The following is a 6,040-nucleotide window of genomic DNA, read 5'->3' as shown; positions in this document are numbered from 1 at the left end:
TAGCAATTACTTTTCTTTTTTTGTCCTGATTTATTTCACAAACGTATTCAGAAGGATGTGTTTTTTTATGAATGCTCAAGAGAAAATGGTTATAAAAAACTAATGTTCTTTCAAGTGTATATAGTTTTAGATAAGGTGTTAAATAAGTTTTTTTGAACTAAATATTAAAACGAGTTCTGTTTAAAATAGTGTTTTCAAGGCGTTTTATTAAGGTGTAAATAAATAATAATAGATTTTTTGTTATTTATCTTCATAAAATGCTCGTTTTTTAATCTTTATTTGTGGTATGATATGAATATATTTTTAGGGATTTCTTAAGAATTTTAGAAAGGAAGATGATTTCGTTCATGGGAATAAAAGAAATAGATGTTCTTTTTGATGAATCATTAAGTAAAAAAGAGTTATTTTTAACAGGTGAAAATTTTGAATCTCATACTGTTTTAGGTGTTCAAGAATTACTTAAAGAAGGAGAACTCCATTATTGTTTTAGAGTTTGGGCTCCAAATGCTAAAGAAGTTTTTTTGGTAGGAGATTTTAATAATTGGCAAGATGATTTACCAATGGCCTTTGATCAAACAACAGGTATTTGGGAAATAATAACGTCATTACCAAAGGAATTAGATTTTTACAAATACCATATTACTCAGGCAGATGGACGCAAAGTTATGAAGGTAGATCCGTTTGGTAGAATGTTCGAAAAAAGACCTAATAATGCAAATGTCGTTTTTGTTGAGCAGAATAGAAAGTGGAAAGATGCTTTGTGGCTAGGTCGAAATAGGAGAACTAATCATGACAAGCGACCAATAAATATTTATGAGGTCCATACCAGCTCTTTCAAACATAAGTTAAATGGTGAGTCATATACGTTTAAAGAATTAAAAGATGACTTGATTCCTTATCTGATAGAGATGAACTACACTCATGTGGAATTTATGCCATTGATGGAGCACCCATTAGATCAATCCTGGGGTTACCAATTAACCGGCTATTTTGCCTTGTGTTCAACGTACGGGACGCCAGAAGACTTTAAAGATTTTGTTGAAGCTTGTCATTTAAATAATATTGGTGTCATTGTTGATTGGGTGCCAGGTCATTTTTGTGTAAATGATGATGCGCTTGCCTATTACGATGGGACACCTCAATTTGAGTATATTGAGGAGACACGAGCTAAAAATGTTCGTTGGGGTTCTATCAATTTTGATCTTGGTAAGCCTGAAGTTCAAAGTTTTTTAATTTCAAGCGTCCTTTATTGGATTGAAAATTTCCATATTGATGGGATACGAGTCGATGCTGTTTCTAGTATGATTTACCGTGATTACGATGAAGGGCCCTTTAGTTTGAACCATGAGGGTGGTCATGAAAATTTAGAAGGATGTCATTTTTTAAAGAAATTAAATGCAGTTATTAAGAAAAAACATCCAGAGGTTCTAATGATTGCTGAAGAAAGTTCTTCTCGAATGAAAATCACGGGTTCCATTGAAGAGTCATTAGGCTTTGACTACAAATGGAACATGGGATGGATGAATGACATTTTATCTTTTTATGAGATGGATCCCTTGTTTAGAAAAGATCAATTTAATCTGATGACCTTTTCTTTTATGTATATGATGGACGAGCGTTTCATTTTACCTCTATCACATGACGAGGTAGTACATGGTAAAAAGAGCTTGATGCATAAAATGTGGGGAAATCGTTACAAGCAATTTGCTCAACTGAGAAATCTTTATACGTACTTAATGACCCATCCAGGGAAAAAGTTATTATTCATGGGCAGTGAGTGGGGTCAGTTTTTAGAGTGGAAATTTGATCAGGCTCTTGAATGGATTGATTTAGAAGATGAGCTAAATAGTAAAATGCAAGGCTTTACGTCTAAACTAAATCAATTGTACAAAGAGTCACCTGCTTTATGGGAGCTAGAAGAGATTAGAGAAACCATTGAAATTATTGATGCAGATAACCGAGATGATACGGTTCTATCGTTTATTAGAAAAGGCAAGAAGAAAAAAGACTTTTATATTGTGGTCTTAAATATGACACCAGTTGAAAGAACAAATTTTGAAATAGGCGTTCCTTTTGAAGGAAGTTATGAAGAGATTTGGAATACTGAAATGAAAGAATTTGGTGGAACGTGGGAGTGTCACAATGAAGATTGTTTGAGTGAGCAGAAACCTATGAAACAATTTCCTTATTCGATTAAAACGACTATTCCATCCCTTGGAGCTATTATATTAAAACCAAAAGATGTACGCATAACTCGAAAAAAAGCAGGTAAAAGTTGAGAGGAGGATGGTGAAGTTTTACTTCATCAATCAATATGAAAACAGAAATATTAGCCATGATATTAGCAGGAGGTAAAGGATCAAGATTAGGTAAATTAACCCAAGACATTGCTAAACCAGCAGTGCCTTTTGGTGGTAAATATCGAATTATTGATTTTACTTTAAGTAATTGTATTAACTCAAACATCTCAAATGTTGGTGTAGTCACTCAATACGAACCCTTAGTATTAAACGCCCATTTAGGTAATGGAGAAAGTTGGGGATTAAATGGTATGAATTCTGATTTAACGATTTTACAACCTTTTTCATCGAATGAAGGAAGTAAGTGGTTTGAAGGAACAGCTCATGCTATTTTTCAAAACATTGACTACATTGACAGAATCGACCCAGAATATGTGTTGATTCTTTCTGGGGATCATATCTACACAATGGACTATGAAAAAATGTTAGAGGAACATAAACAAAATGAAGCCTCGTTAACAGTCTCGGTTTTAGAAGTTCCTTTTGAGGAAGCTTCCCGATTTGGCATTATGAATACAGATGAAACGAATCGCATTGTAGAATTTGAAGAAAAACCAGAGCAACCAAAAAGTAACCTTGCTTCTATGGGTATTTATATCTTTGATTGGGAGTACTTGAAAGAAGTGTTATTAGAAAATAAAGAAGAAGATATTGAGATGCTCGATTTTGGTCAACATGTGATTCCAACTTATATTGAACGTGATAAGAAAGTCTATGCCTACCGCTTTAATGGTTACTGGAAAGATGTTGGGACAGTGGAATCCTTATGGCAAGCTAATATGGAATTTATTGATCCAGAAAATGAGTTAAACATGCGAGAAAGAGATTGGAAAATAACGACTAAACATCAAGTCTCATCTCCTCATTTTGTTGCAGAAAACGCAACAGTCAATGATGCGTTAATAGCAAATGGATGTCACGTATCAGGAGAAGTGAATAACAGTATCATCTCTACTGATTCAGAAATTGGCGAAGGTGCTCAAATTATTGATAGCGTTATTATGTCGGGAGCAAAAATTGGAAAAAATGCTGTGATTTCAAAAGCCATTGTTGGAGAAAATGCCCATATTGGTGAGAGCCAAATTATTAAAGGAAATGAAAAAATAGCCGTAGTTGGTAATTCAGAAATGGTAGGAGTGTGTCTAGATGAAGCCCAATAAAACTTGTGCCATTATGGCCGATATAAAAAAACGAGATGGTTTATTGCCTTTAACATCAAGACGACCTGTTTCGCTATTGCCGTTTAACGGGATGTATCGAATGATTGACTTCCCGCTTTCAAATATAAAAGATGCTAAAATCAACTCCTTGTTTCTTATTTTTAATCAAGGGATGACTCAGTCTGTTATTGATCATATTGGTGGAGGCAAAGAATGGGATTTAAACTCTCTACCGAATCGTTTCTTTATGCATTTTTATCAAGAAGCTAATGATTTAGTAGACGATGACATTCATTACTACGATTCAATTATTGAATACATTGAGAAATCAAATTCTGAATTCACTTTATTTATTGGAAATAAAATGTTATTTAACATGGGTTTTGATGAATTGATTTCCTATCACAAAACACATAGGAAAGACATCACTGTTGCTTATAAAAAAATGCCAACAAGTGAGATGACCTTAGACGATTTAGCAATAGATCAGGATAACAATCACCTTGTTACAAACGCATCTATTTGTCATTTAGAACCATACAACAATGAGATAAAAGATCTATACATGAATGTGGCTGTTGTGAATTCAGAGTGGTTACTTGCTGAATTAAAGAAACGTAAAACAAATGATGGGCTTGTAAGAGTGGAAGATATTATCAGAGAGGCTATGACTAAAGTAAGGACATGGGGGTATGAATACACAGGATTTTTAGGGAATATTCATGACATTAATTCGTATTACCAAGCTAATATGGACATGCTTGAAGTTGCTAATTATTCTTCTTTATTTGATGAAGATAAAACGGTTTACATGAAGAATATTGACGAGGTACCAACTTTTCATGCTTCCTCAAGTGATGTGACTCACAGTCAAGTCGCTTCTGGTTGTTTGATTTACGGAAAAGTTCATCATTCAATCTTATCGACAAAAACAAAAATTTGTGAGGACGCCAAAGTGAGTCATTCCATTTTAATGTCCAAAACAATTGTTAATCAAGGCGCTACCGTTGAGTATGCGATTCTTGATAAAAATGTGGTTGTTGATGCAGGAATTCGTATTATAGGAACACCTGATAATCCGATTGTTATTAAGAAAAATACTCACGTTACTAAAGACGTGGTTCGAAGAGAGGAAACAATAGATGAACGTATTATTTTGTGCAGCTGAATGTAGTCCTTTCTTTAAGACTGGTGGCCTAGGAGATGTTGCGGGAGCTTTACCAAAGGAGCTTAAGAAAAAAGGGATAGATGTTCGCGTGGTGTTACCTTATTCAGCTAAAATAGCGCCTGAATTTAAAACGATGTGTAGTGATGTCACACATTTTACAGTGAATGTTGGTTGGAGACAGCAGTATTGCGGGATTAAGCATTTGTTACATGAGTCGATTGATTATTACTTCATCGACAATGAATATTATTTTAATCGACCTAACATTTACGGTGATTATGATGACGGTGAGAAATTTGCTTTTTTCCAGTTAGCTATTATTGAAATGATGGAAAAAATTGATTTTATTCCTGATATCCTTCATTTAAATGATCATCATACAGCAATGATTCCTTTTCTGCTAAGAGAAAAGTACGGATGGATTAATCGTTATCACGGGATTAAAACCTTGTTGACGATTCATAATTTAGAATTTCAAGGGCAATACAGTCCTGATATGTTATCAGAGTTATTTGGTATGGGACGAGAGAAATACGATGATGGAACAATTCGCTACAATGATGCTCTAAATTTCATGAAAGCAGGTCTTATTTATTCAGATAAAATCAATACCGTAAGTCCAAGCTATGCAGGGGAAATTCAAACACCAGAATTTGGTTTTGGTTTGGACCCAATTCTACGCATGGAGTCACATAAATTATGTGGTATTTTAAACGGTATTGATTACGATGTGTTTAATCCGAAAACAGATAAACATCTTGTCTCTCATTACGACAGTAACTCACTGGATAAGAAAAAGGTGAATAAAAAAGCATTACAACAACGTTTAAATTTGCCTGTTAGAGAAGATGTGCCTGTGATTGGATTAGTCAGTCGATTGACACATCAAAAGGGGTGTCACTTACTTTTAGCTGAAATGGAACACTTAATGGCATTTGATGTTCAAGTTGTTCTCCTAGGAACAGGGGATCCAAGTTTTGAACGTCAATTTAGCTACTTTGGTTATCACTATCAAGAAAAGGCGAGTATTAATATTTCTTTTGATGAAGGACTAGCGCAGCAGATTTATGCGGGGGCCGATCTATTTTTAATGCCATCAGGAACAGAACCTTGTGGCTTATCACAAATGATGGCTATGAGATACGGGACTTTGCCGATTGTTCATGAAATAGGAGGATTAAGAGATAGTGTAATTCCTTTTAACCCTGTTACAGGACAAGGAACAGGATTTGGTTTTAATGACTTTAATTCCTACCAATTAATGGAAACAATAAATAAAGCTCTTAATCTATACACGGATTATCCAGAAACATTTGAAGAAGTGATGGAACAAAGTATGGAGAAAGATTTTAGTTGGCATCAATCATCACAACAATATATATCGCTTTACAATAATTTAAGAGGGTATTAAT

The 6,040-nt window shown here is 34.2% G+C and carries 4 protein-coding genes; all 4 read left to right on the top strand.

Annotated elements, in window-relative coordinates:
- Nucleotides 1-347: 347 nt before the first annotated feature.
- Genes glgB through glgA form a run of 4 tightly spaced genes read left to right on the top strand, consistent with a single transcriptional unit; the run spans nt 348 to nt 6,039 of the window.
- The gene (glgB, locus tag DOK76_RS07590; RefSeq protein WP_206966404.1) at nt 348-2,279 is read left to right on the top strand and encodes a 1,4-alpha-glucan branching protein GlgB; all 1,932 of its coding nucleotides are present in this window, start codon (nt 348-350) and stop codon (nt 2,277-2,279) included.
- 35 nt (nt 2,280-2,314) lie between these two features.
- A complete protein-coding gene (locus tag DOK76_RS07585; RefSeq protein ID WP_206966402.1) occupies nt 2,315-3,460 on the top strand; it encodes a glucose-1-phosphate adenylyltransferase in 1,146 nt (381 codons plus the stop codon).
- Entirely contained in the window at nt 3,447-4,628 is a 1,182-nt protein-coding gene (glgD, locus tag DOK76_RS07580) for a glucose-1-phosphate adenylyltransferase subunit GlgD (protein WP_206966400.1), read from the top strand. The genes DOK76_RS07585 and glgD overlap by 14 nt, the downstream gene beginning before the upstream one ends.
- The gene (gene glgA / locus DOK76_RS07575; RefSeq protein ID WP_206966398.1) at nt 4,603-6,039 is read left to right on the top strand and encodes a glycogen synthase GlgA; all 1,437 of its coding nucleotides are present in this window, start codon (nt 4,603-4,605) and stop codon (nt 6,037-6,039) included. The genes glgD and glgA overlap by 26 nt, the downstream gene beginning before the upstream one ends.
- The last annotated feature ends 1 nt before the right edge of the window (nt 6,040 follow it).

Source organism: Candidatus Vagococcus giribetii (genome assembly GCF_017316185.1).
Taxonomy (GTDB): Bacteria; Bacillota; Bacilli; order Lactobacillales; family Vagococcaceae; genus Vagococcus; species Vagococcus giribetii.
This window is presented reverse-complemented; position numbering and strand designations above follow the sequence as displayed.

Bases quoted from the DNA above. Each gene is read 5' to 3' on its own strand.
- glgB (WP_206966404.1), top strand. From the start codon at position 348: ATGGGAATAAAAGAAATAGATGTTCTTTTTGATGAATCATTAAGTAAA.
- DOK76_RS07585 (WP_206966402.1), top strand. From the start codon at position 2,315: ATGAAAACAGAAATATTAGCCATGATATTAGCAGGAGGTAAAGGATCA.
- glgD (WP_206966400.1), top strand. From the start codon at position 3,447: ATGAAGCCCAATAAAACTTGTGCCATTATGGCCGATATAAAAAAACGA.
- glgA (WP_206966398.1), top strand. From the start codon at position 4,603: ATGAACGTATTATTTTGTGCAGCTGAATGTAGTCCTTTCTTTAAGACT.